The following is a 25,924-nucleotide window of genomic DNA, read 5'->3' as shown; positions in this document are numbered from 1 at the left end:
GCTATCCCTCCTTGAAAAAGACAGCACCGAAGTAGGTGACCGTGTTCTGCCCGTTGATGTATTTCATGCCGCTGGCGGCGGCCAGCTCCGACACGTTGACCCCGTAGCCCTCCAGGGAGGCCATGGCCAGATCCGGATGGCGGCAGGGCTCGTTGTCCACCTTGGCGCAGGCGGCGCACACATGGCAGCCGCCGGCCCCCAGGTGGAGCCGCGGGCCGGGAATCCGGCCGGCGCACAGCTGCTCCATCCGGCGGGAGAGCAGGCTGTGGCGGTGGGCGGCCTCCATCATGCCCTCGAAGTCAAAGCTGTCCTCCAGCCGGCTCACCGTCTGGTAGACCAGCAGCCAGTCGTAGCCGCGGGCCTGCTCCATCAGCACGTCGATGTCCCCGATGTCGGGGGGGCACATCCAGCAGCGGCCGCACTTGCCGCAGGCATTGGTTTCGCAGATGTCCCGGAAGCTCCTGTCAAAGGATACGGCGGAGACCGGGATCACCCCGGCCTTGAAGGCCCCCAGGGCCACCGCCTCCTCGATGAGCTGGTTCCATGCAGTCATGTCCATTCTCCTTGTATAAAGGCCGGGAAGCGGTGCATCCGCCTCCCGGCCGGGGTGTCATTGATAGAATTCCTCCACCGCCGCGAAGAACGCGTCGATGTTCTCCCAGGAGGAGGCGGGCGGGATGTCGCATCCGGAGGAGATCAGGAAGTTCTTGTGGGGGGTGCAGCGTTTCAGAAGCTCCAGCGTGTCCGTCCGGACCTGCCCGGGCGTGCCGCTGCGGAAGACGGACACCGGGTCCAGGTTGCCCATGGTGAGCACGTCGCCGGGCATCTGCTCCAGGACCTCCTCCATGCTCACCGCGTTGCCGAAGTGGTAGCCGGAGGCGCCGATCTCCAGGAGCTGGGGCACCATGCGGGCGGCGGCGTTGCCGCAGTTGTGGTAGATGACCAGGAACTGGTCGTCCTGCACGGCGTCCACGATCTTCTTGACATAGGGGGAGGAGAACTCCTCGCACAGGTCGGGAGAGAGCAGGCCGGCGGCGGGCTCGGCGATGACCACGCCGTGGGCCCCCACGTCCTTGTAGGCCTGGATGTAGGCGAGGATAAAGTCGGTGGCCTTCTCCAGCGTGGCGTGGACCATCTCCGGCTCGTCATAGCAGTTCATCATGATCTGGGTCATGTCCATCAGGCGGCCGGCCAGGGAGTAGGGGCCGATGACCCCGGCGAAGATGGGCCGGTCGGTGATGAGCTTCAGCGCCTTGGAGATGGCCTCCACATACACTCCGGTGCGCCCGGCGCCCACCTGGGGCACCTTCAGGGCCTGGGCGTCCTCCATGGAGTTGACCACGGAGCCCACCACGGTGGGCACCTCGTCATCGCTCACCCGGATCTGGGAGCCGAAGCACTCGGCCTCCACCGACAGATCCATCATGGACACCGCGGCGGCGGCGGGGCAGCGCTTGGCCACCTCGCACATGCCCCGGGCCTGGAGATCGCTGTCGGAGATGAGCTCCCGCACGGTGATGCCCAGCAGCTGGATGGAGGGGAAGGACAGGATGGGCAGGGCGCGGCGCTTGTCGGCGGTCAGCTGTTCATGCAGCCATGCTTTCATATCCATCGCGGCCACCCCCCGGTTATTTGCAGAGCTCTACGGCGGCGTCGGCGGCGCTGGCCGCGTCGGCGGTGTAGCAGTCGGCGCCGATCTGCTCGCAGAAGGCCTCGGTGACGGGGGCGCCGCCCACCATGATCTTCACATGATCCCGGATGTTGGCGGCCTCCGCGGCCTTGACCACCTCACCCATGACGCCCATGGTGGTGGTCAGCAGGGCGGAGCAGGCGATGATCTGGCAGTCCTGCTCCACGGCGGTCTTGATGAAGGTCTCGGGGGCCACGTCGGTGCCCAGGTCAATCACCTCGATGCCCTTGCCCTCCATCATCATCTTGACCAGGTTCTTGCCGATGTCGTGGAGGTCGCCCTTGACGGTGCCGATGCACACCCGGCCGCTGGCCTTCATGCCGCTCTCGGCCAGCAGGGGCTTGAGCAGGGCGGCACCCATGTTCATCGCGCGGGCGGCCACCAGCACCTCGGGCACGAACACCTCGTTGTTCTTAAACTTCTCACCCACCACGCTCATGCCGCTGAGCAGGCCCTCGTCCAGAATCTGCTGGGCGGGGACCCCCTCGTCAATGGCCTGCTGAACCAGCTCCTTGACCACCTTGGCCTTGCCGCGCTGCAGGTTTTCGGAAATGTCAGTCAAAATGCTCATGATGCTTTCCTCCCGGATATGATGAAAGATTTCTGTAAATTCCCCCGATTTCCCGGGGTTTCTTAATCTTTACTATACCTGCTTGGGGACAGACTGACTTGTAATTTTTCTAGAAAATTTGGTAATTTTATGTCACAGTACACTTGACTACCAAAAAATTTTTGTATATTCTTATTAAAGACATAGATTTACTATTTTTAACTTGCGGGAGAGGAGCTGACGCCGCATGTCGCCCGGAAAGACCTTCAACCTCAAGCTGGCCCAGGAGTGCGCCCAGGCGTTCTCCGCCGCCTTTGGCGTGGGCTGCCTGGTGACCGACGCCCAGGGCAGGGCCTACTACGAGCAGGGATATGGCTGCGCCTCCTGCCAGCTGTGCCACGCCGCCGGGCGGCGGCCGGAGGAGTGTGTGCAGTCCCAGCTCTACAGCATGACCGAGTCCACCCGCTTCGGCGGCAAGTACATCTATTTCTGCCCCATGGGGCTGACCTGCTTTGTATCCCCCATCCTGGAGAATGAGGAGGCCACCGCCAAGCTGACGGTGGGGCCCTTCCTCATGGTGGACAGGCAGGACTACATCGCCTGCGATCTGGAGGGGCAGATGGGCCTGTGCGGCCAGCCGCTCCAGAACGTGACGGCCCTGCTGGACAACATCCCCTACGTCCCGGCGGAAAAGGTGACCGGCATGTCCAACCTGCTCTTCATGGCGGTGGGCTTCCTCAACAACGTCTCCGCGGCCAACCGGATGCTGGAGAGCCAGGGCTCCACCGAGATCCAGGGGCAGATCACCGCCTATATCCAGCAGGTCAAGACCGACAGCGCGGCCCCGCCCTATCCGCTGGAGACGGAGCGGGCCATGCTGCGGGCGGTGCGCCAGACGAATAAGGAGGAGGCCCAGCGGCAGCTCAATGAGCTGCTGGGCTACCTGTTCTTCTCCTCCGGCGGAGATCTGGCCCGCATCAAGACCCAGATCTACGAGCTGCTGGTCCTCATCAGCCGGGCGGCCATCGACGCCGGCGCCAACTCCGAGTCCATCCTGACCGCCAATCACCAGTATCTGCTGGCCATGAACCGCATTCAGGACTTCGACGCCCTGTGCCTCTGGTTCACCAAGACCATGGGCTCCCTGATGGACAGCGTGTTCGACTGGGCGGGGGCGCGGCACGCCAATGTGATCCACCAGACCGTACAGTACCTGAACACCCACTACAGCGAAAAGATCACCATGGAGCAGATGGCCCAGCGGGTCTACCTGTCCCCCTCCTATTTCAGCCGGGTGTTCAAGGAGGAGACGGGGGAGTCCTTCACCACCTACCTCACCCGCATTCGGATTGAGCGGAGCAAGGGGCTGCTGAAGCAGAAGAGCATCCGCCTGACAGATATCGCCCAGCTGGTTGGCTTTGAGGATCAGAGCTATTTCACCAAGGTGTTCAAAAAGCAGGAGGGGATTCCGCCCCTCCGCTACCGGGAATCCCACGCCGGGCAGGAAAAAGGGCGCAGACGGGGAAGGGAAAAGCCGTAGGGTAGCAGCATCCGTCCGGGCATCCCCACTCCCTTCCACCGCTTCCTCTTTCCGCAGCAGGCTGTGCGCCGGCATAAACATGGAAAGGGACCGCTTTCCAGAAGCGGTCCCTGAGACTGTCGATAAACCCTCCAGCCGAAGGATTCGGAGGGAGAGATAGTGTGAAAGGCTGCCCCGCAGGGCGTTTCGGAGCACAACCGCCGCAAAGCGGCGGCACTTGGCGCGGAGATGAACCGTCAGGGTTCCCTATGTCTGCTTTTCAGACGGGGCAGGCCATATGCCGCAGGCTCAGCACCGACTGAGCCCCAGAATAGCGCGGGCCTCGTCCGGAGTGGCCAGTTCTTTACCAAACTCAGCGGCCACACGCTTGACGCGTCCGATGAACTGCTCGCTGCCCTCAGCCAGCACGCCCTTGTTGTAGTAGACATTATCCTCCAGTCCCACGCGGATGTTGCCGCCAAGGGCCAGGGCGGCCAGAGTGATCTCGTTGGCGCCGCGGCCGATGCCAAAGGTGCTCCAGGTGCAGTCCTCCGGCAGGTGATTCACCAGGTAGAGCAGGTTCTCGGTGGTGGCCTCCATGCCGCCGGGGGCGCCCAGACAGAGCTGGAAGTGGGCGGGGGCCTGGAGCACGCCGGTCTTCAGGTAGTACTTGGCGGTGTTGAGCATGCCCATGTCGAAGATCTCGATCTCCGGCTTGACATTGGCGGCGATCATCTCCTGGCCGCACAGCTCCAGGAACTTGGGCTCGTTCATAAACACCACGCTGTTGAGCCAGTTCATAGTGCCCGCGTCAAAGGAGGCCAGCTCCGGCTTGAGCTCCTTGAAGGGGCGGATGCGCTCCTCCCAGGAGAAGCCCTGGCCGCCGGAGGAGGTCAGGTTGAGCAGCACGGGGCAGCCGGTGTCCCGGATCAGGCGCACAGTCTCCTCGAACTTGTCAAACCGCATGCTGGCGGAGTCGTCGTCGTCCCGCACATGGATGTGCACCATGGCGGCGCCCGCCTCATAGCAGCGCAGGGCGGCCTCAGCGATCTCCTTGGGCTGGGTGGGCAGGTGGGGGTTGTTCTGCTTGGTGGTCACGGCGCCGGTGAGGGCGGCGGTGACAATGACCTTGGTGCTATGGTTGAGACGCTGTGTGGTAGCCATGTTCATTCACCTCAGAATTTGTTCGGCCTGTCAGGCCAGATTTTCGATGATCACGGCGGTACCCATGCCGCCGCCGGCGCACAGGGTGGCCAGGCCGTACCTCTGGCCCCGGCGCTTGAGTTCGTACATCAGGGTAATAATGATGCGGGAGCCGGTAGCGCCCACGGGGTGTCCCAGGGAAATGCCTCCGCCATTGACATTCAGCTTGTCCATGTCGATGCCCAGCTCCCGCTGGCAGGCCAGGGTCTGGGCGGCAAAGGCCTCGTTGATCTCCACCAGGTCGATATCCGCCATGGTCAGGCCCGCCCTGGCCATGGCCTTCTGAGCGGCGGGGATAGGGCCGATTCCCATGACCTCCGGCTCCACGCCGGCAGTGGCCACGGAGAGAATACGGCACAGGGGCTTGCAGCCGGCGGCCTCGGCGGCCTCGGCGGACATGACGATCACGCCGGAGGAGGCGTCGTTCATGCCGGAGGCGTTGCCGGCGGTGACCCTGCCCCCCTCCTTGAAGGAGGGCTTCAGGGCCGCCAGCTTCTCCAGGCTGGTCTCCCGGGGATACTCATCGGTGTCCACCACCACATCGCCCTTGCGGCCCTTCACGGTGACGGGGATGATCTCGTCCTTGAACTTGCCCTCTTTGATGGCGGCGGCGGCCCGCAGCTGGCTCTGGAGGGCATAGGCATCCATGTCCTCCCGGCTGACGCCGTAGCGCTCGGCCACGTTCTCAGCGGTGATGCCCATGGCCGGGCCCACACCCAGGTTGGTCAGGGAATCCCACATGGAGTCGTGGAGCTCGAAGTTGCCCATCTTTTTGCCAAAGCGAAGGCCAAAGACCATGTGAGGGGCGGTGCTCATGCTGTCGGCGCCGCCGGCCATGATGCACTGCGCCTCGCCGGCCTTGATCTGATAGTAGGCCATCTGCACCGAGCTCATGGAGGAGGTGCAGTTGCGGTGGACCGTGATGCCAGGCACCGTAACCGGCAGACCGGCCTTCACCAGGGCCACCCGGGCCAGGTTGTTTTCCAGGTAGGTGCGCTGGTAGTTGCACCCCCAGATCACGTCCTCGATGGAAGCAGGGTCGATACCGGCCCGCTGTACCAGGTTCTGCATGACCGGGATGCTCAAATCCAGCGCGGTCATAGTTTTGTACTGCCCGCCCAAGGCACCGATGGCGGTACGGCACCCAGCGGTGATGACGACGTCACCCATTGGATCTTCCTTCCTTTCAAAGAGGGGACAGCGCGCCGCGCGGCTGTCCCCAAACAGGTTTACTCTTCCATGTCAGCCACGGAACGCTCTCCGGAGGCCCGGAAATAGAGGTCAGTGGCTGTGCACACCATCTCATCCCAGGAGGCAAAGCGGGTGCTCTCCCGGACAAAGTTGTCCAGAGCCTCTTCGTTGTAGATCAGCTGCTCCGCATTCCAGTTGACGAACACGGCGCTGGAGTAGCGGAAGCCCTCAAAGGACTGGAAGCGGGTGTGTGCCTGCATGAAGTCCTCGTGAAAAATACGCTCCATCAGTTCCCGCATCTCCTGGGGATAGTCCACATACCGGAAGCTCATGCCTGCTGCTCGCCGTAGAACTTCTTGGCCTGCTCCTCCACGTACTTGCGCCACACGGGCTGATCCGCCGCCATGCGGGGACGGATGTACTCGCTCATCTGGCCGCCCTTGCCATGGACCAGCTCGCCGTTGGAGATGGACATGTACAGCAGGGGCTCGGAGGGGGGGCAACCCTCGATATGGATGGCATTGGGGTGGTCCTTGAGGTACTTGCGGGTGCAGTTGCCGTGGAGCACCAGCTTCCTGTCATCCACGTCGTCGGGGATGACGTTCTTGCCGCCGGCCACCACGGTGAAGTCGGAGCGCCGCTCGTAGTCGCCGATGGCCTTCAGGGTCTCCATGTTGATGGCCAGCAGGGCCTGGCAGCTGGAGCAGGCACCGTCACACAGCACCTGATACTCAGGCCAGCGCTTGCTCATGTCGCCGATATAGGGGACCCACATCTTCTTGTAGCAGTCCTCTACCTTGGCACCCACCACCTCGATGTCGTCCCGGTTGGTGGTACCCAGGCCGGTCTCTGCGGAGACGCGGAAGTAGTCCACTGCCTCGGCATCGATGCCCACCAGGTCGCAGGCAATCAGATCCACGGCCACAGGGTCATAGGAGCCCAGGATGCAGCCCACCTCGATGGGAACGGGAGTGTGGGGAGAGTAGCCGCTGGCGGGGCGGATGGCGTCCACGATGTTGATGTCGGCGTGGCAGACGCTCCACACGTCCATCATGGCCATGGTCAGGTTCTGCTGGTGCATCTGCAGGTGCACCGCATCCTGCACCACACCCTTGATGTTCTTCAGGGCGCAGGAAAACACCATGCTGGCGTGGGCCTTCAGGATGGGCAGGTTGATCAGGTGATCAGCCTCCATCAGACGGCGGGGCAGCTTCACATGGCTCAGGTTGGAGCGGTAGCCCCGCACGGCCACGTTGACCAGATCCTTGTCGGCCTTGATATCGTAGAGCTCCACACCCTCCTCACGGGCCACGTCGGCGATGCCGGACACCTCATAGCACTCCATGGTGTCGCAGCCAATGGCGGCGGCCTCGGCGATGACGATGCTCTTGGGGTTGGCCTTCTTTACCTCGCGGATCACGGCCCGCACCACCTCGGGGTTGGTGCACACGGAGGTGTCTGCGGGGGATGCATGGCCGGCATTGGGCTTGAGCATGACGGTGGTGCCGGGCTTGATCATGTTGGTAACGCCGCCCATCAGGTCAAAAACCTTGGTGACGCTCTCCTGAACGGTAGGCTCCTTTGCCAGGGCAACCAAGGTTTTCTTTTTGTCGGACATAGTCGTTGTTCCTCCTGTTTCTCTCGCCGGCCGGCGGCAGCTCCGGCGACCGGCGGTCTCTGTGATTCGGGTTACAGCCTGCCCAGGGCGCGGGCCACCTGAATCAGCCCCCGGGTCAGGTTGGCGTTGGACTCTGTAATCTGTTCCGGTGTCCAGGCCTGAAAGCCCTCGCCGGTTTTAAAGCCCAGCTTGCCCTCCTCCATAAGCCGGAGCATCAGCCTGGAAGGTTCGGTGGAGTTCTCCAGGTAGGGGAAGAGGTACTTGTGGATGGAGCAGGTCAGATCCAGGCCCCCCCGGTCGATGACCTCCATGGGGCCGGAGACGCCCAGGCGCATACCGAAGCCATACTTGATGGCGTCGTCCACATCCCTGGCGTCGGCAATGCCGTTTTCCACGATGGAGATAGCCTCCCGCTGCAGGGCATGCTGCATACGGTTGGCCAGGAACCCGGGCACATCCTTCTTGACGATGACCGGTTTTTTGCCGGCCTCCTGCAGCAGGTCATAGGTGGCCTGCACCACCTGGTCGGAGACATACTTGGTTCGGACTACCTCCACCAGGGGGATCAGGTAAGCCGGATTCCAGAAGTGGGTGCCAATGATACGCTCCTTATGTACCGCTTTTTCGGCGATCTCTGTCACGCTGATGGCGGAGGTGTTGGTGGTCAGGATCGTGGAGGGGGGGCAAAGGGCGTCCAGCTTCTGGAAATAGTCCTGCTTGACAGCCAAATTTTCCACGATGCACTCAATGATCACATCGGCAGAGGAGGCCCCCTCCTCCAGGGACTCGGTGCAGGTAACCCGGCCCATAATGGCAGGGATCTCCGCCCCGTCCAGCACGCCCTCGTCCCGCAGGATGTTGAGATTGGCGGTCATGGTGTCATAGGGGTGTGCCCGCACCTTATCGTCATAGACATAAATCAGCTTGACCTCGTGCCCCGCCTGTGCAAACATCTGGGCGATGCCCACGCCCATGGTGCCCGCGCCCAGGAGGGCGATTTTCTTTTTTTCTGCCATGGTATCCTCTCTTTGTGCTTTCCGGGCGGATTAATACACGCCGTATTTGTAGACGCGGTCGGGCACGTCCTTGTTGATCTTGTCCTCGTCGATGAAGGCCACAGCGCGGACGATGGTGCCGTCGCCCATGTACCAGCGCAGGGGGAAGGCGCAGAACATAAACCGCTGGCCCTTGACCTTCTCGATATCGCCGCCCAGGTTCTCAATGCCCATGACATTGTTGCCCAGCAGGATGGTGTGGACAGGCTCCCACTCCGGGAAATCCTCCAGCGGCTCGTGGCCGAATTCCTTCTTGTACTCGTCCACGATGCGGGGCACGTAGGGCCCGGGGCCGTGCTGGGCGGCATAGGTGTAGAGGATGTGGTCCAGGGCCTGCAGGTCGAAGCCCACGCCCTTCACCTTGTGGTCCACCAGCCAGTGGGCACCCTCGATGGACATGCCGGGGGAGTACATGAAGTAGTCGTCGTTCTCGCCCCAGCGCTTGTTCATGCCGGTGCAGATGAGGACCCAGTCGCCCTCCTGGATACCGCCCTCCACCTTGGCGGCGGCCTTCTCGATGTCCTCCACGGTGATGAGCTCCCAGTGCTTTTTGGGGATATCCAGGCACACAGCGGGACCATAGTAGTTCTCCAGGGGCAGCTCATGGGTGAATGCACCCTCGGGAATCACGTGGGAGGGGGAGTCGGCGTGGGTGGAGTTGTGCATGTGGAAGTCGTTGAAGGTCTGCAGCAGGCGGTAGTGCATGGGCATATGCTGCACCCGGTCGATGTGGAAATCGCCGTTGGACGGCCAGAGGGGATTGCCCCGGCCGAAGGGATGGGACAGATCCACAAGAACGGTCTTACTCATAACAAAAACTCCTTTTCTGTTTTATTTGGACTGCGCCAAGAGGTTCGCTTGACATTTTACACATAAGCAAATCACATGCCAAGGCTTCAAAGTGCGGAGAAAAAATTTCCTCCTACAACCGCAAGCGTTTACCGGCTCGCCGATGCAGCGGGAGGCAGGCGTGTGCTCTCTGATTGTTGCACGATGGGGGAATGTGTTGCGCAGGTGGAACAATATCTTTTGACATTGAAAAGATCTATGATACAATAAACTAGATTGCAAAATCATACCACAGCGCGGAGGTGTTGAAATGAAAATACAGGATAAGCTCGACACCATCATTCAGAAGTTGGAGGGGCTCCGTACTCAGAGCGGACAAATATCCGGCCCGGTCGCCGCCGCCATCGCAGAAGCGGCGGCGGACTTAAAGGATTATGCCAGAGAAAATCTGAATTTTTTTGAAATTGTAGAGCACCTGGACCACAGTATTTTTGTTACAGACGGGGAGGGCAATGTGCTCTATGTCAATCCCGCCTACAGCAGAAACACCAATGTACAGCCGGAAGATGTGCTGGGCCGCAACGTGTTCGACATCGTCCGGGAGGGTAAGATCTTTACCGGCGGCGCCAGCTGCGATGTGATTCACAGCAAGCAGAGGGTATTCCGTCTGTCGACCACCTATAAAACCGACCCACCGCTCCTGGGCTATACCGTAGGCGTGCCTGTCTTCGGGCCGGACGGGGAGCTGTCCAAAGTGGTAGTCAGCAGCCACCCCGTCTCCACCTTCAAGCAGCTTCAGGGCGACTTTGAGCAGTTTGTCAATAATCTGGAAGAGATTCGCAAGAGAGAGCCTGCCTCTACTGTGAACGAGAACAGCAGCACTTTGGAAAACCGACCGATGATCGGCCATTCAGCGGCCATGAATGATATCTGGGAGAAAATTCACCACGTGGCCGCCTCGGACGCCACTGTGCTCATCACCGGCGAGTCCGGCGTAGGCAAGGAGGTAGTGGCCGACGAGGTCTACCGCCACAGCCTGCGCAACAACCGGCCCTATATCAAGGTCAACTGCGCGGCCATCCCAGCCAGCCTGCTGGAGTCAGAGCTGTTCGGCTATGAGAAGGGCGCCTTCTCCGGTGCCAACACGGGCGGCAAGGCCGGCCTGTTTGAGCTGGCTGACGGCGGCACACTCCTGCTGGATGAGATCGGCGATCTCCCCCTGGATCTCCAGGCCAAGCTTCTGCGTGCCCTCCAGAACCGGGAAATCACCCGGGTGGGCGGAACCAAGGCCCGCCATCTGGATATCCGCATTCTCTCCCTGACCAACAGCAACCTGCGGGAAAAGGTGGCCGCCGGCACGTTTCGCAGCGATCTCTTTTACCGGCTGAATGTGATCCCCATCCAGATTCCGCCCCTGCGGGAGCGGCCGGAGGATATTCCGGAGCTGATTGAGCACTTCCTCCGGATCTACGGGCACAAATACCAGCGGGCAATCACGCTTTCCACCGGGGCCATGAACATCCTGAAGAACTACCGGTGGCCGGGTAATGTCCGCGAGCTGGAAAATGCCCTGGAATATCTGACGCTGTGCTGTCCGGACGGGGATACCATTCCAGAAGAACTGGTACTGGATCTGCTCCGCCAGAGCGCGCCGGATACGGCGGATCAGCCCGTCTCAAACCTCAGTGACGCGGTTGCGCTTTACGAGCGCACCCTCATTGAGCGCGCGCTCAGGGACTCCAAAAGCATGCGTGCTGCGGCAGAGGCGCTGGGGGTAAATGTCTCCACCATCTCCCGGAAAATCAAGCAGTATCATATTGAGCTGTCATAGTCCTTTTGATGGCAATCCCGCTCGGGGCTCTCGGCCTCGAGCGTTTTTTTGTCTGTCCCGCGGTTGGCGGCCCGATAGACTGCCAGCATTTCACTGTATCCCAGCGGGCGGAAGCAGCCTACGGTGCGGGAACGGTTTCTGGAGCAGGCCAGGGCCAGTTCGGTCAGTTCCTCCTCGGAAAGCGTCCCGATCGGGGACTGCCCCAGGCTGGTAGGCAGGCCCAGCCGCCGAAAATAGTCTGTCACCGCACCGATGGCGGCCTGCGCGGCCTTCCGGTTGTCCGCCTCTCTGATACCGAACACCGTCCTGCCCAGGCGGGCAAAGCGGGCCGGATCGGTCTCCCACACGGTCTCCGCCCAGGCCTGCCAGAGAATGGTCAGGCTCATGCCGTGAGGTACTCCGTACCGCCCAGACAGGCCATGGCCCAGCTGGTGAATGGAAAAGTCGCTGGGGCGGCCCAGTCCGGTGAGCCCCGTGTGGGAGAGGCTTCCGCACCACATGAGCTCAGAGCGGGCCTCGTAGTCCTCCGGCCGCTCCAGCGCAACAGGGCCGAAGCGGATCACCGTGCGCAGCAGGGCCTCCGCCAGCGCGTCGGTGGCGGCATTGCCGTCCACAGGTGCGAAGTACCGCTCGATGGTGTGCATCATGATATCCGCAGTACCACAGGCGGTGGGCAGCGGCGGGGTGGTATAGGTCAGCTCCGGGTTCATAATGGCAAAGCGGGGGAGCAGGCACGGATGCTCGTACACCAGCTTCTCGTGGGTCCTGTCGTCCGTGAGAACAGAGACGGCGCTGCTCTCACTGCCGGAGGCGGCGATGGTGAGTACCACCCCGACCGGAAGGGCATCCTCCTCCGCCGCCTTTCCGGCGAAGGCGTTTTCGATGGTATCCGCCGGGCCGGCCAAGCCAAGAGCCACCGCCTTGGCAGTGTCAATCACGCTGCCGCCCCCCACGGCCAACACCAGATCAATTCCCTTGTCCCGGTACTCCGCCGAGATCTCCAGCGCGTAGCGCAGAAGCGGATTGGGCTGAACGCCTCCCTTGAGGAAGTGCGCAACGCCCTCGGCCTGGAGGGAGTCGAGCACTCTGTCCAGCAGGCCGCTGCGCACGGCACTGCCGCCGCCATAGAGGATCAGGATCCTGGAGCCTCCGGCGGCCCGGACTTCCTTGCCCACGCTTCCCTCGGTACCCGGGCCAAAAACCCGTCTTGTGGGAACATAGTAAGTAAACGCCTGCATGCGGATTACTCCCGGATGTGGGCGATCTTCTTGGCCAGCTCCTTCTTCATGGGCAGGTTGCCCTGGCGGGCGATCATGATGCGCTGGGCCTGGGGAGAGCCGGCACCGTGGAGAGACTCGGTGCGGTAGCCCACTGCTGCGGTGCCCAGAGTCAGGTTCTCGATGAGCCGCAGGATACGGAAGCGGTTTTCGGTGGACACGCCGGGGGCCGCCTGGAAGTACTTTTCCACATAGGGGCCCACCACGGGGTCGCGGAGATCCGCCTCCGCCGGGGCGGTGACCACAAGGCCGCCGGCGATGTCCTCGGCCAGGCGGGCAATCTCATAGGGGAAGCGGGTGACGTTCTGCTTGCATACGTTGGCCAGCAGCAGGTCGATGAGGTAATTGCCGCTCTCGGTGGGGTGGCCCTCGGCGGAGCAGGCGATGCCGCAGCAGTACAGGGTCTCGTTCAGGTGGGTCATCTCGATGAGCTTGTCCTTGATGTGGCTGGCCTTGGCACAGCCATTGTATTCGGCGGCCAGGGCAGCGGCGCCGATAAGCACGTCGCCCACGCCCACCTTGCAGCCGCCGTAGCTCTGCCGGTGGTAGCCGGCGAACCGCTCCACCAGCATGCCGGCAAACTCCGTCTCACCGCACAGGAAGATGCGCTCATTGGGCACGAACACATCGTTGAACACCACCAGGGCCTCCACGCCGCCGAACTCACTGTTGCCTACATCCAGTTCGCTGCCCTCCAGCTTGCGGGTGTCGCAGCTCTGGCGGCCGATGATCATCAGGATGCCCTCGGCGTCCATGGGTACGGCGAAGGACACGGCGTAGTCCCTGTCCTCCGGCTTCATGGACTGGGTGGGCATGATGATGATCTCGTGGCTGTTCAGCGCGCCGGTCTGGTGGGCCTTGGCGCCCCGCACCACAATGCCGTCGGGGCGGCGCTCCACGATGCGCAGGAACAGATCCGGATCCTCCTGCTCGTGGGGGGCCTTGGAGCGGTCCCCCTTGGGATCGGTCATAGCCCCGTCCACGGTCAGGTCGTTCTCCTGCACATAGGCGGCGAACTTCTTGAAGTTCTCATGATAGCTGGTGCCGTATTTCTGGTCCACCTCATAGGTGGTGGAGTACACCGCATTGAATGCGTCCATGCCCACACAGCGCTGGAAGCAGGCGGCGGTCTGCTGGCCCAGCAGGCGCTGCATCTTCACCTTCTTCACCAGATCCTCGGCGGACTGGTGGATGTGGGTGAAGCGGTTCACCCGCTCCCCGGTCAGGTTGGACACGGCGGTCATCAGATCCTGATATTCCGGCATCTGGGCCAGATCATAGGTCATGCGCACGCTGTTCAGGGAGGGGCGCAGAATGGGATCGTCCACGGGATTTTCAATTTTCTTGCCGAACATGTACACCTGCATATTCATACTGCGGATGCTGTCGATATACTGCTGGCCGGTCATCAATGACATATGGATCGCTTCCTTTCTGGCAATTGGCCTGGTGAGAGTGGGGGTGTAACAGTCAGGTAGATGCGGCAGAAGGGCCGGGGCGGTGTACACCTTCCCGCCGCCGGCCCCTGCTTTGCGCGGAAGCTCAGCCCTTCTTCAGCTGATCCTCCACGGCATAGTCCTTGTTGTACTTGGTGGGGTTGATGCACAGGGTGATGAGCATGTTCACTACCAGCAGACCGATGTAGACAAAGTAAGCGCCGCGCAGGCTGCCGGTGATCTGCAGGGCGGCCGCGTTGACCACATAGTTGGTCATCAGGACAATCTGCATCAGGGGGAAGAACACAGAGTTCACCAGGGTAAAACCGTGGCGGCCGAAAACGGAGGCGGGCAGGGAGACGATGAAGTTGGCGGCCGCGCCCACGGCGATGCCGATCATGGCCACGGAGATATATACGCCCATGGTGGTGTCGGTGCAATTGATGGCCAGGGCCACGCAGTACCAGGCCAGGAAGATCAGGATGGCCTTCTTAACGCCAAATTTCTGGTCAATGGCACCGAACAGATAGGAGCCCACTACGCCGATCAGGGCGCAGACGGTCATCAGGCCGGTGGCCGCCTCCTGGGTAAAGCCCAGGCCGGTGTTGCGCACCACCAGCTGGCTCATGACGCCGGTTGTCACCAGCTGGTTGATACCGATGATGAGAGCACACAGCCACATCTCCTTGGTCTTCAGAAGCTTGACCACGGTCCAGCCGCCGTTCTCGTCCTTGCCGCCGTCAAAGTACTCCCGCTCGTAGACCTCTTTCGTCACGTTGTCGGGGTACAGGCCGCACTCCTGGGGCTTGCTGCGGATGGTGAGCAGGCCCACAATGCCCAGCACGATGGCACCGATGGCCAGATAGCTCAGGCCGTTGGCAAAGCCAAAGGTGGCGATCATCATGGAGACCAGGGGCACATAGAAGGCGGAGCCGCAATTGTGGCCCATGGTGGTGAAGCCGTTGGCCAGGCCCTTCTTCTTGGGGAACCACTGGGCAATGAGGGTGTTGCCGGCGATATAGGCTGCGCCGTTAATAAAGCAGGTGACCAGGGTCAGGGCGACGCAGTAAGTCACCAAAGTAGTGGAGTGGCCCAGGAAAATGTAGGACAGGCCGGCGCCAATGAGGCACACGCCGGACAGCAGTCGGGCGCCCACCTTCACGTTGATCTGGGCAATGACGATATAGGCCACCACACCGATCATGCCGGCTACCGTAGCCATGCTCAGCACACTGGGGTAGTTGATGCCGGTGGCCTCGGAGAAGGCCGGGGCCACAATGTTCAGGCCGTCAATGGAGAAGCCAATAAGGAAAAAGAACATCAGCGCCTGATAGATGATGACCCACCATCCGCGAACGCCAAAGTTCATGCTCATGTTTTCACTGGCAATTTTCTTGTCTTGCTTATTCATGTGATACGCTCCTTACAATCTTTCTCAATCCCTCAACCCTGCACGGGCTCTCGGTCAATACACGCCGTATTTGTAGACGCGGTCGGGCACGTCCTTGTTGATCTTGTCCTCGTCGATGAAGGCCACAGCGCGGACGATGGTGCCGTCGCCCATGTACCAGCGCAGGGGGAAGGCGCAGAACATAAACCGCTGGCCCTTGACCTTCTCGATATCGCCGCCCAGGTTCTCAATGCCCATGACATTGTTGCCCAGCAGGATGGTGTGGACAGGCTCCCACTCCGGGAAATCCTCCAGCGGCTCGTGGCCGAATTCCTTCTTGTACTCGTCCACGATGCGGGGCACGTAGGGCCCGGGGCCGTGCTGGGCGGCATAGGTGTAGAGGATGTGGTCCAGGGCCTGCAGGTCGAAGCCCACGCCCTTCACCTTGTGGTCCACCAGCCAGTGGGCACCCTCGATGGACATGCCGGGGGAGTACATGAAGTAGTCGTCGTTCTCGCCCCAGCGCTTGTTCATGCCGGTGCAGATGAGGACCCAGTCGCCCTCCTGGATACCGCCCTCCACCTTGGCGGCGGCCTTCTCGATGTCCTCCACGGTGATGAGCTCCCAGTGCTTTTTGGGGATATCCAGGCACACAGCGGGACCATAGTAGTTCTCCAGGGGCAGCTCATGGGTGAATGCACCCTCGGGAATCACGTGGGAGGGGGAGTCGGCGTGGGTGGAGTTGTGCATGTGGAAGTCGTTGAAGGTCTGCAGCAGGCGGTAGTGCATGGGCATATGCTGCACCCGGTCGATGTGGAAATCGCCGTTGGACGGCCAGAGGGGATTGCCCCGGCCGAAGGGATGGGACAGGTCTACAAGAACAGTCTTGCTCATAGTTCGGCACTCCTTCTTCAGAATAATTTCTGTCATACCAAAGTTTGTCTGACACGAACAGATTAAGCAACCTGCATGCCAATAATGGAAAAGTTCCCGAAGAAATCTTTTTTCTTAGAGCTGCAAGCAATCCCGGAGTATATTCACAATTTTCCGACGTGGTTGGAGCCCACTCTTTTTGTTGTATAATTGCGATTGTGTTGCAGAAATGGAACAACAAAGGAAACCGTGGCTATATACGTGGGCCGGATACTCCCAACCTGGAACCGTTCCCCCGCGCTTTGCGCGGGGGAACGGTTCCAGCATCTGAATAAATTATATTCTGCAGCAAGCAGTGTCCCATAATACGGATAATGCTTGCTCCACTTTTTGGAACCTTATCAGTCAATCAGGCCCAGGCCGCTATAATAGATGCCCAATATGCAGTTGTTTTCAACAGGCCGCTTTGTTGCAAAGCAACAACAACTGTTGCAGATCAAAGGGGTATCATGCCCTCACCTGTTCGGTGAGGGCATGTCCAGGCGGCCGCCTGGACAAAAAATTTTTTCCCCGCAATCCCTTTCCACTGCTCACTTTCTGCCGTTGCTGCCGGTCGTCTTTGACCTCTTTTTCCCAACTTGGCAAAAACCTTGCATTTGAAGATTTTTGTTCAGAGCTCCGCCAAGTGCAGGCTCTACAAGACCCAGGTTAGAAAGGATGGATGGCAATGAAGGAATTGATCCGGCTTGAGGATATCAGCAAATCCTTCAGCGGCGTGCAGGCGCTGAGCGACGTCAATATCAACCTGTATGAAGGAGAGGTACATGTCCTTCTGGGAGAAAACGGCGCCGGTAAGTCCACGCTGATGAAGGTCCTAACAGGCATTTACCAGCCGGACAGCGGAAGCATTTACTACGAGGGGAAGCAGGTTCATCTGCAAAACCCCAAGCAGGCCGAGCAGCTGGGCATCGACATTATCCACCAGGAATTCAACCTGCTGCTTCACCAGACCGTGGCCACCAACATCTTCCTGGGCAACGAGCCCCTGAAGGGCAAGGGCCGCATCGACTACCGCAAGCGGTACGAGGAGAGCAAGCGGGTGCTGGAGGACCTGGAGGTGGACATCGACCCCAACGCCCTGGTGCTCGACCTGGGCGTGGGCGAACGGCAGATCGTGGAGATCGCCAAGGCGGTCTCCCACAACGCCAAGGTGCTCATCATGGACGAGCCCACCGCCGCCCTGACCACCAACGAAATTGAGAAGCTCTTCCGCATGGTGGACAAGCTGCTCAAGCGCAACGTGGGCATCTTCTACATCTCCCACCGCATGGAGGAGATCTACCGCATCGGCCACCGGGTGTCCGTGCTCCGGGACGGCAGGCACATCAGCACCTCCAAGCTGGAGGACACCACCATGGACAAGCTGGTCCAGCAGATGGTGGGCCGTGAGATCGGCAACTACTACTACCGCAACGCCCCCCAGCCCGGCGAGGAGGTCCTCCACCTGGAGCACATCAAGTCCGGCAAGCGGGTCAAGGACGGCAGCGTGTCCGTGCGCAAGGGCGAGATCGTGGGCATCTTCGGCCTGATGGGCGCCGGCCGTACCGAGATGGTGCAGGCCGCCTACGGCGTGGGCCCTCTGGACGGCGGCACCGTCACCCTGAAGGGCCAGCCCCTCAAGAGCCACAGCGCCAAGGAGAGCGTGAGCCACGGCCTGGGCCTGGTGCCCGAGGACCGCGCCTACGAGGGCGCCACGGTGGAGATGTCCATCCGGGAGAACGTGGTGCAGGCCAGCCTGAAGAAGCTCCATCCCGCCGGCATCATCAATGTGGGCCGGGAGAAGAAGGCCACGAAGGAGTTTATCGACAAGCTGCGCATCGCCACCCCCACCACGGAGAAGAAGGTCCGCTTCCTCAGCGGCGGCACCCAGCAGAAGGTCATCCTGGCCAAGTGGCTGTGCTCCGAGTGTGAGGTGCTGATCCTGGACGAGCCCACCCGCGGCATCGACGTGGGCGCCAAGGAGGAGATCTACCACATCATGGACGATCTCACCCACCAGGGGGTCGGCATCCTGATGGTCTCCTCCGACATGAGCGAGGTGCTGGGCATGAGCGACCGCATCTACGTCATGCGCGAGGGAGAGATCGTGAAGGAGCTCTCCCGGGATGAGGCCGACCAGGAGCTGGTCCTGAGCTACGCAATGGGAAAAGGGGAGGAATATATCCATGCAAAAAACATCGCTGATCAGTAATCTGAAAAAGCTCCCGGGCGTGTTCTGGGGCCTGGTGATCCTGTTCATCGCCCTGAGCGTCTTTACCAACAGCTTCTTTGATCTGGACAACCTTCTCAACGTGCTCAACCAGGCGGCGATCCTGCTGGTGGTGGCCGTCGGCGTCACCATGACCATCCTGGAGGGCGGCATCGACCTGTCCACCGGCGGCACCATGTGCCTGAGCGGCATGGCCGCGGCCATGGTGCTGAGAGACGTGGGCTCCTTCCCCCTGGCCCTGCTGGCGGCGCTGGCGGTGGGCCTGGTGGTCGGGTTCATCAACAGCTTCTTCATTGTCCGGATGCGCATTGAGGCGTTCATCGTCACCTTCGCCATGATGAGCGTCACCAGCGGCCTGGTCATGGGCATCACCGAGGGCAACGTGATCGTGGGCTTCCCCGACATCGTGAAGGCCTTCCGCAGCTTCAGCCTGGCGGGCATCTCCAGCTATGTTATCATCGCGGCGGTGGTTTTCGCCATCATGGCCTTCTTCCTCTACCGCACCACCTGGGGCACCTACATGTACGCCGTGGGCGGCAGCCGGCAGGTGGCCCACTACGCCGGCATCAACACCACCCGCATTGAGTCCTCCGCCTACCTGCTCAGCAGCCTGTTCGCCGGCCTGGGCGGCTTCCTCCTGCTGACCCGCATGGGCAGCGGCATGTCCACCTCCGGCATCGGCTATGAGTGGGACGCCATCGCGGCCGTGGTCATCGGCGGCACTCCCTTCGAGGGCGGCCGGGGCGGCATCGGCGGCACCCTCATCGGCGTGGGCATCATCGTGATTCTGAAGAACGGCCTGAACCACCTGGGCATGACCTCCTCCTGGCAGACCTTCGTCATCGGCGTGGTGGTCATCCTCAGCATCATGGTGGACGTGTTCCTCTACAACCGCAAGAAGAGACAGGAGGCGTAATCGACAATGGTGAAATATCTCATTAAGCTGTCCAGGTGGCTGCTGCTCCTGTTGGTGGTTATCTTCTTTGCCGTGCAGGTCCCCTCCACCTTCCTGACCTTCGACAACATCTCCAACGTGCTGCGGGTCAGTGCGTTCCTGGTGATCCTGGCGCTGGGCCAGGGCATCGTCATCATCTCCGGCAACGGCGGCATCGACCTGTCCAACGGCTCGGTGGCGGCCCTGTCCAGCTGCATCAGCGCCCTGATGATCTCCGGCGGCGTCAACATCATCCTGGCGGTGATCGTGGGCCTGCTGGTCGGCGCCGGCATCGGCCTGGTCAACGGCCTGCTGGTCAGCGTGGTGAAGCTGCCCCCCTTCGTGGCCACCTACGGCATGGACTCCGCCGTCCGGGGTGCTGCCTACATCCTCATGAGCGGCACCATCGTCTACGGCGTGTTCCCCGACTCCTTCCGCTTCATGGGCTCCGGCACCCTGTTCGGCATCGGCGTGCCCATCTACATCGCCGCCATCTGCGCCGTGGTTCTGATCTTCCTGATGGTCAAGACCATCTGGGGCCGCAACGTCTACTCCATCGGCAACAACAAGCGGGCCGCTGAGATCTCCGGTATCGGCGTCAACCGCCTGCAGCTGTCCGTGTTCGTGCTCAACGGCGTGATCGCCGCCTTCGTCGGCATCCTGTACGTGGCCCGCCTCAACGCCGCCGAGCCCGTGCTGGGCACCGACTTCTCCCTCCAGTCCATCGGCGCGGTGGTGCTGGGCGGCATCTCCCTGGCCGGCGGCAAGGGCAGCCTGCTCAACGCCGTGGTGGGCGCCATCCTGATCTCCGTCATCAACAACGGCCTGACCCTGGTGGGCGTGTCCTCCCACTGGCAGACCTTCGTGTTCGGCGCCGTGATCGTGGGCGCCATCCTCCTGGAGGTCCTCATGTCCTTCCTGGAGAAGAAATACGTCAAGAGCGACGGTTAAGACCGGTTTGCCGACCGGCTTAATATAAGAGGAAACCAAATTAAAAGGAGTGTATCCAGAAATGAAAAAGAATCTGCGCCGCATCCTCGCAATTGTCTCCTGCGCCGCCATGCTTTTCGCTCTGGCCGCCTGCAACAGCACCGGCTCCGGCGAAGAGGGCTCCGGCTCCGGCGAGGGCACCAAGGAAATCGTCTACATCACCAAGAACCTGACCAACCCCATCTGGCTCCAGACCCAGAAGGGCGCCGAGGCCGCCGCCGCCGAGTACGGCTACACCGTCACCACCCTGGCCCCCACCAAGGCGGACAACCAGGAGGAGCAGACCAACATCATCATGGACCAGCTCAACCGTGACATCGCCGGCATGCTGCTCATCATCGTGGACGACGAGGGCGTGGTTCCCGCCATCGAGCAGGTCAACGAGGCCGGCCTTCCCCTGGTGATCGCCGCCTCCCGTCCCACCGGCGGCGACTTCGTGTGGGTCGGCCAGGACAACACCTCCGCCGGCGAAGTGGGCGCCACCTCCCTGGTGGAGAAGATCGGCGGCGCCGGCAACGTGCTGATGCTGGACGGCACCCCCGGCGTGCAGGCTGCCGAGCAGATCCACGAGGGCGCCATGTCCGTGTTCGAGGCCAACTCCGACATCACCGTGCTGGAGAGCATCACCGCCAAGTTCATGCGTGAGGACGGCATGACCGTCATGGAGGACCTGCTCCAGAAGTACCCCGACATCGACGGCGTGTTCGCCGCCAACGACGAGATGGCCCTGGGCGCCTATGAGGCCATCAAGGCCGCCGGCCGCGAGGACGAGATCGTCGTCGTGGGCTGCGACTGCAACATCGACGCCGTGCAGTCCATCCGTGACGGCGGCCTGTCCGGCACCGTGGACAAGCGCTGGTACAACCTGGGCTACGACGGCGCCACCAACCTCATCAAGACCATCGAGGGCGAGGACATCGAGGATATGGTTCTGCCCTGCCTGCCCGTGGACAGCTCCAACCTGGACGAGTACCTGGCCATGTACGAGCTGGATGCCGAATAATTCAGGCTCTCAAACACCTTGTGTTCACAAAAGCGCGCGGCGATTGATACGCCGCGCGCTTTTGTCGCAATATGCTCCGTCAGATGGAAATCCGGCACTGCGGGCAGGTTCCGGCCCGGCGCTGTGTATCAGGAGATGCAGACAGCCGCCCGGAAATCCGGTAAAATCGGTCCATGGAATCCCCGGATCACACCGTCTCGCTGGTGCAGAGCCGGGCCAGCTTCAAGGGGGATGTCACCGTCAGTCCGCCTCGCCCTGTGGAGAGGATCCCCTGCTTCCTAAGGGCAGACAGCTCCCGGGACACCTGCACCCGGCTCATGCCCAGGATGTCCGCAAGCTCCTCCTGGGTCATCCCGATGGCCGGGCCGGAAGCCGCCGGCCGGTTCATGAGCAGCAGGTAGAGCAGATTGCAGAGCTTGATACGGGTGGGGTTGAACTCCTGGTGAATGGTCTCGTACAGGAAGCGGTTGATGTACATGGAGTACCAGTTCACCACCTGACGGCTCAGCGCGGGGCTGGAGACAAACATGGCGGTAAACTGCGGCACCGTGAACTCCAGCACCCGCATGTCCGAGAGGGCCTGGGTAGCCAGGGTGCACTCGATACGGTAGCCGTTCTGGCGGTAGCCGGGAAAGACGGTGCCCGGCCCGTGAAAGCTGATGATCTTCCGGCGGCCGCTCTCATGCAGGGCGTAGTGCATCGCCGCCCCGGAGAGGATGTAGTGGATCTTCTCATAAGGGCGCCCCGGCTCCCACAGCAGCCCGCCCTTCTGAAACGTCTTTTCGGTGTGTGGCTGGGACAGGAAATAGTCCTGAAAGGGGCGGAAGTCCTCCGCAAAATAGTAGCGCGGCATCAGCATGGCGGTCACCTCACCTTCCGGAGCCTGATTTTATCACATCCGCCGGGCGGATTCCACCTGTATTTTCCAGTTAAAGGAGCGAATCACATGAAGCACAGAGTCAAAGTAACCGTCCTGGACAAAAAGCTGTACCCGGAGCTCCAGGCCCAGTACTGCGCCGATCCCGCCGCCGGGGCCTGTCCCTGCTATAACGTGGGGGACGAATTTCTCTTTGAGCGGGAGGGGGATCGGGACGATTTCTGGCACATGGGCCTGAACACCCTGGTCAAAACCTGCGCCGATCCGGACACGGTGGCCGGCGGCCCCAGGATGCCCCACTGCTCCGAGGCCTGGGACGCCATTGCCCGGTATATCTACGCCGGCCTCCAGGGCGGCTCCATCATGAAGGGGTGGATGAATCGGGAAAATGTGATGATCACCTGCTGTTCAGACGGGACCCGGCCGGTGATCTTCAAAATCGAGCGCATGGATCTGGAGGGGTAGGCCTGGCGATCCGGCCCGGCACAGAGGTGTAAGAGGCGCTCCGCCCGGAGCCTGCAGGGTTTCCTGCCGGCTCCGGGCGGAGCGCCGTCTGACTCTTGTCGGGCTCCCCGGGCTGTTTTGCCGCTCAGGCCCCCATCAGCTGCGCGAATCCTATAGCCGCTATGCAGAGGGTTCCCGCCGCACAGACCACCAGCGACAGGATGAGCAGGAGGAAAAAACCGATGGGAATGAGGGAGAGGGGCGCGGAGAGCAGCTCCATGGCGCCGGGCCGCAGCGCACATCCCCCGGTCACGGTGTCGCGGTAAAGCGTATACCGGCCGCCGGGCCGGTATCGCTTGCGGGACATCTGGCGGCTGGGGAACCAGTGGAGCTGTTCGCCCGCCGTGGTGTACTGAAAAAAGGGATAGTAGCTGACATCCTCATCGCCGGTCTCCCGCCGGATGATCCCGACGCACTGGGCCTCCACCTCCTCAAACCGGTGCAGGACGCGTGCCTTGAACAGCCAGACCACCGGCTCGGCGGCCGTCCGGAGCAGGGAGGGCATCAGGCCCCGGACGCAGGCATAGGCGCAGGCCCCGCAGGCCAGCCCGATCAGCGCGCAGGCAGTGCTGCCGGCCAGGTTGGGGGCCTCCACACGATAGGCGGTCAGTGCCGCCAGGATCCCCCATCCGTCCAGCAGCAGGGCTATCCCCGCCGCGGTGCAGAGACAGCCCAGCGCCGCGAACACGCGCCAATGGGTCCGGGCCTCCTTCCGCAAAATCCATTCCCTGCTGTCCCGGTCAAGGAGGATGGGGAGCTTCTGCCCCGGGACCGGTGCAAGGATGATCCCCGGGTACTGCCGGCGCTCCTCGTACGCCCTGCCCCGGTCGGTGAAACAGAGCGTGGCTTCGGTGGACGATCTATGGTCGTTGATCTCCGTTTTCTGCTGCCGCGCCTCCTGATACCGCACGGATTTCACCACAGCCAGCAGGCGGACTGCGCCGCGCCACCGGGCGCTGCGCCGGTACTGCCGGGCGGACAGATACAGGAACAGGCCGCCCAGGAGCAGGCATGCCGCGATCCCCACCGCCATTGCAAATCCCTCCGATTCTGTGCTCCGAACGTTTTTGGGTGTCACAATCATTATACTGGAAGGCGTTTTGACGTGCGATGCAGGGATCGTCAGCTCTTTGTCAGGTTTCTGTAAAATCTCCTCCTGTCCGGCGCGGCCAAAGTCCAGCGGCAATTTTACATGAATTTTACAGATATTTGACAGTGGCAGGAAAGAGCCGAAACCTAATGTTTGATAAAATGATAAATTGACTAGGTATACACACCCGGAGTCTTTTCGCAAAAATCTATTGCGACCCCGAAAATCCGGCAGACGGCCCGTACTCTTCTGCTGGAGGGGATGGAGGGATCGAAATGGTGCGGACAGAACACAGCATCGTGGGCCAGGTCTACGCGGCCAAAACGGACCCGGAGGCGGCGGACGCTCTGATCGGCCAGTACATGGGCTTCATTCGCAGTGAGACGGTAAAATTCACCCACGCCGCCCCGGAGGACGGCCACGAGGACGAGCTGAGCATCGCCATGCTGGCCTTCTACGAGGCCATTCTGAGCTATGAAAAGGGGCGGGGGGCCTTTCTCCCCTATGCGGCCCGGGCCATCCGGAACCGGCTCATCGACCACTACCGGGCGGAAAAGCGGCACGGAAACGTGATCTCTCTCCACGCCTCCGCGGGGGAGGAGGACAGCACCCTGCTGGACACCCTGCCGGACACCCGGGATGAGATCGGGGCCTACGAGACGCGCACGGCCAGCCAGCGGGAGATCCAGGAGTTCGGCGCCCAGCTGGCGGCCTTCGGCATCTCCTTTTCCGACGTGGCGGACAACTGCCCCCGGCAGGAGCGCACACTGGCCGCCTGCCGCCGGGTGCTGGACCACGCCCGGGCCCATCCGGAGCTGCTGGACCGGCTGGTGGGGACGGGCCGCCTGCCCATGAACGAGCTGGCGGCGGGCTCCGGCACCGACAAAAAGACCATGGAGCGGCACAGGAAGTATCTGGTGGCCATTCTGCTGGCCTTTACCAACGGCTATGAGATCATCCGGGGACACCTGCGGCAGCTGGCCCCGGCGAAGGGAGGGAGCGGAAGATGAACTATCTGGTCATGGAAACCCACCCGGCCTACGCGGTGCTGCTGGACGAGGAGGGGCGCTTTCTGAAGGCGGCCAACCTGAGCTACCAGGTGGGGGACACCGTCCAGGACATTGTGGAACTGCAGCCGCCCAAGGCGAAGTCCCCCGCCGTGTGGAAGCCCCTGTCCGGCCTGGCGGGCCTGGCCGCCTGCGTGTGCCTGGTCTTCTTTGGCTACTACCAGCCCAACTACACGGCCTACGGCACGCTGCGCATCCAGATCAACCCGGATGTGGAGATGACGGTCAGCCGGACAGACCGGGTGCTGGGTCTGGAGGGCCTGAATGAGGACGGCGAGACGCTGATCGCCGGCTATACCTACCAGGGCAAAAACCGGGAGACCGCCACCGACGAGCTGGTGGAGCGCGCCATTGACATGGGCTATCTCTCCGACGGCGACACCATCTCCATTACGGTGAACAGCGCCGACGCGGAATGGCAGGCCCAGGAGGAGACGCGGATTCAGGAGCAGCTGGAGGACCGGTACGGCGAAAGCATTGTGATCCAGCTGGGCGGTGAGCCCGGGCAGGCCGAGTCCCCGCCGCCGGAGGACCCCGTGGAGGTTGTGGTCCCGATTACGCCCCAGACGCCCGCGCCGGCGTCCACCCCCACCCCCACACCTGCGCCCGCCGGCACCAATGACGGCTCCGGTACAGGCGGCATACCCAACTATGACGACACGGACTATGGCCCCAACGCCGACGGCGTCACCGACTACGACGACACGGACTACGGCCCCAACGCCGACGGCGTCACCGACTACGACGACACGGACTACGGCCCCAACG

General features: G+C 61.9%; 23 protein-coding genes and 1 pseudogene. 9 read left to right on the top strand and 15 right to left on the bottom strand.

Features of this window, described 5'->3' with window-relative positions; genetic code table 11:
• Window position 1: 1 nt before the first annotated feature.
• The 3 genes from QZ378_RS02020 to QZ378_RS02010 are packed head-to-tail and all read right to left on the bottom strand — an operon-like array spanning window position 2 to window position 2,261.
• Window positions 2-553 (bottom strand): DUF2284 domain-containing protein, encoded by a 552-nt coding sequence (locus QZ378_RS02020; protein ID WP_291257138.1) that lies wholly within the window; start codon window positions 551-553, stop codon window positions 2-4.
• A 57-nt stretch (window positions 554-610) separates the two neighbouring features.
• Window positions 611-1,606, bottom strand: a complete 996-nt coding sequence (locus tag QZ378_RS02015) for a uroporphyrinogen decarboxylase family protein (RefSeq protein WP_291257137.1) — start codon at window positions 1,604-1,606, stop codon at window positions 611-613.
• Between the two features lie 22 nt (window positions 1,607-1,628).
• Entirely contained in the window at window positions 1,629-2,261 is a 633-nt protein-coding gene (locus QZ378_RS02010; RefSeq protein WP_291257136.1) for a corrinoid protein, read from the bottom strand.
• Window positions 2,262-2,487: 226 nt separating this feature from the next.
• Here QZ378_RS02010 and QZ378_RS02005 point away from each other — a divergent pair, with 226 nt between their 5' ends.
• Entirely contained in the window at window positions 2,488-3,780 is a 1,293-nt protein-coding gene (locus QZ378_RS02005; protein WP_191385346.1) for a helix-turn-helix domain-containing protein, read from the top strand.
• 288 nt (window positions 3,781-4,068) lie between these two features.
• Here QZ378_RS02005 and QZ378_RS02000 read toward each other — a convergent pair whose 3' ends face one another.
• The 6 genes from QZ378_RS02000 to QZ378_RS01975 form a co-directional block, all read right to left on the bottom strand.
• Window positions 4,069-4,923, bottom strand: coding sequence for a 3-keto-5-aminohexanoate cleavage protein (locus tag QZ378_RS02000; protein WP_191380501.1), 855 nt, complete (start codon window positions 4,921-4,923; stop codon window positions 4,069-4,071).
• 30 nt (window positions 4,924-4,953) lie between these two features.
• Window positions 4,954-6,132 carry a thiolase family protein gene (locus QZ378_RS01995; protein ID WP_291257135.1) on the bottom strand — a complete coding sequence of 393 codons (1,179 nt, stop codon included), beginning with the start codon at window positions 6,130-6,132 and terminating at the stop codon, window positions 4,954-4,956.
• A gap of 59 nt (window positions 6,133-6,191) precedes the next feature.
• Window positions 6,192-6,485: a hypothetical protein gene (locus QZ378_RS01990; RefSeq protein WP_191380499.1), complete on the bottom strand. Its 294-nt coding sequence runs from the start codon at window positions 6,483-6,485 to the stop codon at window positions 6,192-6,194.
• A complete protein-coding gene (locus tag QZ378_RS01985) occupies window positions 6,482-7,771 on the bottom strand; it encodes a DUF362 domain-containing protein (protein ID WP_191380498.1) in 1,290 nt (429 codons plus the stop codon). Before QZ378_RS01985 ends, QZ378_RS01990 begins: the two co-directional genes overlap by 4 nt.
• A 71-nt stretch (window positions 7,772-7,842) precedes the next feature.
• A complete protein-coding gene (locus tag QZ378_RS01980; protein ID WP_291257134.1) occupies window positions 7,843-8,787 on the bottom strand; it encodes a 3-hydroxyacyl-CoA dehydrogenase NAD-binding domain-containing protein in 945 nt (314 codons plus the stop codon).
• A 30-nt stretch (window positions 8,788-8,817) separates the two neighbouring features.
• Complete coding sequence (locus tag QZ378_RS01975) at window positions 8,818-9,636, bottom strand: cyclase family protein (protein WP_291257130.1); 819 nt, start codon at window positions 9,634-9,636, stop codon at window positions 8,818-8,820.
• Between the two features lie 289 nt (window positions 9,637-9,925).
• Here QZ378_RS01975 and QZ378_RS01970 point away from each other — a divergent pair, with 289 nt between their 5' ends.
• Window positions 9,926-11,446, top strand: coding sequence for a sigma 54-interacting transcriptional regulator (locus tag QZ378_RS01970; protein WP_291257133.1), 1,521 nt, complete (start codon window positions 9,926-9,928; stop codon window positions 11,444-11,446).
• Here QZ378_RS01970 and QZ378_RS01965 read toward each other — a convergent pair.
• The 4 genes from QZ378_RS01965 to QZ378_RS01950 form a co-directional block, all read right to left on the bottom strand.
• Window positions 11,428-12,684 carry an iron-containing alcohol dehydrogenase gene (locus QZ378_RS01965; RefSeq protein ID WP_291257132.1) on the bottom strand — a complete coding sequence of 419 codons (1,257 nt, stop codon included), beginning with the start codon at window positions 12,682-12,684 and terminating at the stop codon, window positions 11,428-11,430. The two genes, QZ378_RS01970 and QZ378_RS01965, sit on opposite strands and share 19 nt — an antisense overlap.
• 5 nt (window positions 12,685-12,689) lie before the next feature.
• A complete protein-coding gene (locus QZ378_RS01960; protein WP_191385379.1) occupies window positions 12,690-14,141 on the bottom strand; it encodes a 4-hydroxyphenylacetate 3-hydroxylase family protein in 1,452 nt (483 codons plus the stop codon).
• Between the two features lie 124 nt (window positions 14,142-14,265).
• Window positions 14,266-15,570 carry a nitrate/nitrite transporter gene (locus tag QZ378_RS01955; RefSeq protein WP_291257131.1) on the bottom strand — a complete coding sequence of 435 codons (1,305 nt, stop codon included), beginning with the start codon at window positions 15,568-15,570 and terminating at the stop codon, window positions 14,266-14,268.
• A 54-nt stretch (window positions 15,571-15,624) separates the two neighbouring features.
• Window positions 15,625-16,443: a cyclase family protein gene (locus tag QZ378_RS01950; protein ID WP_291257130.1), complete on the bottom strand. Its 819-nt coding sequence runs from the start codon at window positions 16,441-16,443 to the stop codon at window positions 15,625-15,627.
• A gap of 706 nt (window positions 16,444-17,149) precedes the next feature.
• Between QZ378_RS01950 and QZ378_RS01945 the strand changes: the two genes are divergently transcribed.
• The 4 genes from QZ378_RS01945 to QZ378_RS01930 all read left to right on the top strand — a co-directional run bounded on the left by QZ378_RS01945 (window position 17,150) and on the right by QZ378_RS01930 (window position 21,618).
• Complete coding sequence (locus tag QZ378_RS01945; protein WP_207728531.1) at window positions 17,150-18,673, top strand: sugar ABC transporter ATP-binding protein; 1,524 nt, start codon at window positions 17,150-17,152, stop codon at window positions 18,671-18,673.
• Entirely contained in the window at window positions 18,648-19,607 is a 960-nt protein-coding gene (locus QZ378_RS01940) for an ABC transporter permease (protein ID WP_191379590.1), read from the top strand. Before QZ378_RS01945 ends, QZ378_RS01940 begins: the two co-directional genes overlap by 26 nt.
• Window positions 19,608-19,616: 9 nt before the next feature.
• Complete coding sequence (locus QZ378_RS01935) at window positions 19,617-20,576, top strand: ABC transporter permease (RefSeq protein WP_291257129.1); 960 nt, start codon at window positions 19,617-19,619, stop codon at window positions 20,574-20,576.
• A gap of 61 nt (window positions 20,577-20,637) precedes the next feature.
• Entirely contained in the window at window positions 20,638-21,618 is a 981-nt protein-coding gene (locus QZ378_RS01930) for a sugar ABC transporter substrate-binding protein (protein ID WP_191379588.1), read from the top strand.
• 187 nt (window positions 21,619-21,805) lie between these two features.
• Here QZ378_RS01930 and QZ378_RS01925 read toward each other — a convergent pair whose 3' ends face one another.
• Window positions 21,806-22,477, bottom strand: coding sequence for a Crp/Fnr family transcriptional regulator (locus QZ378_RS01925; protein WP_291257128.1), 672 nt, complete (start codon window positions 22,475-22,477; stop codon window positions 21,806-21,808).
• Window positions 22,478-22,564: 87 nt separating this feature from the next.
• On the opposite strand from QZ378_RS01925, the gene QZ378_RS01920 reads away from it, so the two are divergent.
• Window positions 22,565-22,960, top strand: a complete 396-nt coding sequence (locus QZ378_RS01920) for a TIGR04076 family protein (RefSeq protein ID WP_191379586.1) — start codon at window positions 22,565-22,567, stop codon at window positions 22,958-22,960.
• A gap of 124 nt (window positions 22,961-23,084) precedes the next feature.
• On the opposite strand, the gene QZ378_RS01915 is transcribed toward QZ378_RS01920, so the two are convergent.
• A complete protein-coding gene (locus QZ378_RS01915; RefSeq protein ID WP_291257127.1) occupies window positions 23,085-24,032 on the bottom strand; it encodes a hypothetical protein in 948 nt (315 codons plus the stop codon).
• 332 nt (window positions 24,033-24,364) lie between these two features.
• Between QZ378_RS01915 and QZ378_RS01910 the strand changes: the two genes are divergently transcribed.
• Both QZ378_RS01910 and QZ378_RS01905 read left to right on the top strand, forming a co-directional pair.
• Entirely contained in the window at window positions 24,365-25,099 is a 735-nt protein-coding gene (locus QZ378_RS01910) for a sigma-70 family RNA polymerase sigma factor (RefSeq protein WP_366935113.1), read from the top strand.
• A pseudogene (locus tag QZ378_RS01905) lies at window positions 25,096-25,924 on the top strand (hypothetical protein); the annotation flags it as partial. The gene QZ378_RS01910 and the pseudogene QZ378_RS01905, both read left to right, overlap by 4 nt.

The sequence above is a fragment of the Flavonifractor sp. genome, from assembly GCF_019422385.1.
Classification (GTDB): Bacteria; Bacillota; Clostridia; order Oscillospirales; family Oscillospiraceae; genus Flavonifractor; species Flavonifractor avistercoris.
The sequence above is the reverse complement of the archived record's forward strand: the minus strand, read 5'-3'. Positions and strand labels throughout refer to the sequence as shown.